The sequence below is a fragment of the Lentzea sp. NPDC006480 genome, assembly GCF_040611995.1.
Lineage (GTDB): Bacteria > Actinomycetota > Actinomycetes > Mycobacteriales > Pseudonocardiaceae > Lentzea.
On sequence record NZ_JBEXPJ010000325.1, the window covers coordinates 1 to 2,837 of the forward strand.

3 protein-coding genes are annotated in these 2,837 nt (G+C 68.5%); 1 reads left to right on the forward strand and 2 read right to left on the reverse strand.

Going from position 1 to position 2,837, the window contains the following annotated elements:
- Positions 1–59: 59 nt before the first annotated feature.
- Positions 60–1,301 (reverse strand): cytochrome P450, encoded by a 1,242-nt coding sequence (locus ABZX92_RS45590; RefSeq protein WP_355572367.1) that lies wholly within the window; start codon positions 1,299–1,301, stop codon positions 60–62.
- Between the two features lie 108 nt (positions 1,302–1,409).
- Entirely contained in the window at positions 1,410–1,829 is a 420-nt protein-coding gene (locus ABZX92_RS45595; protein WP_355572369.1) for a VOC family protein, read from the reverse strand.
- A gap of 57 nt (positions 1,830–1,886) precedes the next feature.
- Here ABZX92_RS45595 and ABZX92_RS45600 point away from each other — a divergent pair, with 57 nt between their 5' ends.
- On the forward strand, positions 1,887–2,534 hold the full coding sequence (locus ABZX92_RS45600; protein ID WP_355572371.1) for a GntR family transcriptional regulator: 648 nt from the start codon (positions 1,887–1,889) through the stop codon (positions 2,532–2,534).
- The last annotated feature ends 303 nt before the right edge of the window (positions 2,535–2,837 follow it).

Consider the following 2,837-nt stretch of genomic DNA (forward strand, 5'->3'; position numbering starts at 1 on the left):
TCGCACATCCGGCTCGCGTCGCTGGAGTCGTTGAACGGCGTGAGGATCCTGCGCCCCGGCTACCACTTCACCGGCAGGGAGTGCACGCCGTAGATCGACATGTCGGTGCGCAGCGGCACCTCGTCGGCGGGCACGGCCAGCTTCAGCGTCGGCAGCCTGCGCGCCAGTTCGGTGAAGCCGATGGTCATCTCCACGCGAGCCAGCTGCTGGCCTAGACACTGGTGGATGCCGTGCCCGAACGCGACGTGGTGCCCGCGCGGCCGGTCGACGCGCAGCTCGTGCGGGTCCGGGTACTGGCTCTCGTCGCGGTTGACGGCGGGCACCGACACCACGACGGTCTCCCCCTCGCGGATGGTGGCGCCGCCGATCTCGACGTCCGCCTTGGCGTGCCGGGCGACACCCATGGCGATGATCGACAGGTAGCGCAGCAGCTCCTCGACCGCGTTCTCGGTCAGCTCCGGGTGCTCTTTGAGCTTCGTGAACTCCTCGGGGTGTTCGAGCAGCGCGAACGTGCCGAGCGCGAGCATGTTCGCCGTGGTCTCGTGGCCCGCGATGAGCAGCAGGTTCGAGATGCCGACGAGTTCTTCCTCGGTGAGCTCGGTGTCGCGGATCAACCCGGACAGCAGGTCGTCGCCGGGGTCGCGCTGCTTGGCGCGGACGAGCACCTGCATGAACTGCCGCAGCTGGGTGCCGACCTCGATCTGCTCGTCGATCGTGGTCTTCAGGCTGAGCAGCTTGGACGTGCGGCGCTGGAACTCCTCGCGGTCGCCGTAGTCGACGCCCAGCAGCTCGCAGATCACCAGTGACGGCACCGGCAGCGCGAAGTCCCGCACGAGGTCCGCGGGCGCGCCCTTCTCGATCATCGCGTCGAGCTGCGCGGTGACGATCTCGTGGATGCGCGGTGCCAGGTCGCGCATCCGGCGCACGGTGAACTGGCCGGTCAGCAGCCTGCGGTAGTGGGTGTGCTCGGGGGCGTCCATGAAGATGAACGACCCGGCTCGCCGCTCCGGCGGGAACATCTTGGCGTGCAGCTCCGGCGAGATGAGCCGGCGCGCCCGTGGGCTGTTGATGCGGTCCGAGCTCATCCGCGGGTCGGCGAGGACGGCGCGCGCCTCCTCGTGCCCGGTGACGAGCCAGACCGTCTCGCCGTTGTGCTCGATGCGGTGAATCCGCCCCTGCCGGCTGAGCTCGGTCAGCCCAGTGGCCGGGTCGAACGGGCACTTGCCGCGCTGGGTGAGCTCAGCGGGCAGCTGCGGGCGGATGAGCTCCTGCGCGCTGCGCTGCCGCTCTGCCGTGGTCATGGTGGCCTCTTCCCCTCTGACCCGGGGTGACCGGGTCGTGGCTCGGCGTCACCTCCCACGCTACCGAAACTTGCGCGTTGTGCAAGATTTTTACCTGGGCTTGGGGGTTCAGCTCGCGAACACCTGGGAGTCGTCCGCGAAGGCCTTGAACTCCAGCGCGTTGCCGGCCGGGTCCAGCAGGAACATCGTCCACTGCTCGCCGGGCTCGCCCTGGAACCGCACGTACGGCTCGATCACGAACTTCGTGCCCGCTTCCTGGAGCTGGCCGGCGAGCTTCCCGAACTCGTCGACGGTCAGGACCAGGCCGAAGTGGGGCACCGGCACGTCGTGGCCGTCGACCGGGTTGTGCACCTGCTCCTGTTTTTCGGGTGCGAGGTGCGTGACGAACTGGTGGCCGTGCAGGTTCCAGTCGATCCACGTGTCGGAACTGCGGCCCTGCTCGAGGCCGAGCGTCTCGCCGTAGAAGCGGCGGGCGGCGTCGAGATCGTCGACCGGCATGGCGAGGTGAAAACGGGGGATGTTCGGCATGTAGGAATGTTAACATTAAGACAAGATGGCAACTTGTGGTCTTGTTAACATTGCGACATGACGAAGATGGGTCCAGCTCGCCGCCGAGGTCTGAGCACCGAGGTCGCTGACGAGATCCGCGAGGCGATCTTCGACGGCCGCTACGCGCCGGGCGAGGCCCTGCGCGAGCAGGAGCTGTCGGAGGCGTTGGAGGTCAGCCGCGGCCCGGTGCGCGAGGCGCTGCAGAAGCTCGAACGCGAGGGCCTCGTGCACACCGAGTGGCACCGAGGCGCCACCGTGACCGCGCTGTCGTTGCAGGACGTGGCCGAACTGGACAGCCTGCGCGGCGCCCTGGAGGTCCTGGCCGTCCGCCGGGTCGTGGACCAGGCCACCGACGCGGACATGACGCTGATCGAAAAGGCCTCGGCCGCGATGGACCGCGCCGGCACGCCGCACGAGATGGTGCGCTGCGACATCGCGTTCCACGACGCCGTCTACGCCGCCGCACACCACGCACGGCTGCGGCAGGCCTGGGAGGCGATCCGGTCGCAGGTGCACCTGTTCCTGATCACTCGGGTCGGCGTCAGCACCGACGGCTACCTGGAGCAGATCCGCGCGGAGCACCGCGACCTGGTGGCGGCGTTGCGGCTGGGCAATGTGGACGGTGCGCTGAAGCTGTTCGCGGAGCACCGCAAGCACGCGTTCGACGTGCTGACCAAGGGTTAGCTCAGGGGTGAACTCCCTCAACGGCCGGTGGTGGAACACCACGGCCAGCTCGCCGACGTGGATTGACCAGCGGCCCTCCAGATCGCCGACCGGCGTTGAGCGTCCACAAGAGACACACGGCGCGGACGCCTCGGTGCGAGAAGTCACGGCTCGGTGACCTCCGCCGACCCGGAGTTCGGCTTCAGACGCGGCGAAAGAACAACGCGGACCTGCACGGAACAGTGCCGGCCTGCGCGCGAAGTGGTTCCCGGTAGCACTGGTGGTACCCCGCCAGCGAGGACGACTTCGACAGCGAGTGCACGG

Excerpts from the sequence above, each read along its gene's own strand:
- ABZX92_RS45600 (WP_355572371.1), top strand. The coding sequence starts at position 1,887 with ATGACGAAGATGGGTCCAGCTCGCCGCCGAGGTCTGAGCACCGAGGTC.
- ABZX92_RS45590 (WP_355572367.1), bottom strand. The coding sequence starts at position 1,301 with ATGACCACGGCAGAGCGGCAGCGCAGCGCGCAGGAGCTCATCCGCCCG.
- ABZX92_RS45595 (WP_355572369.1), bottom strand. The coding sequence starts at position 1,829 with ATGCCGAACATCCCCCGTTTTCACCTCGCCATGCCGGTCGACGATCTC.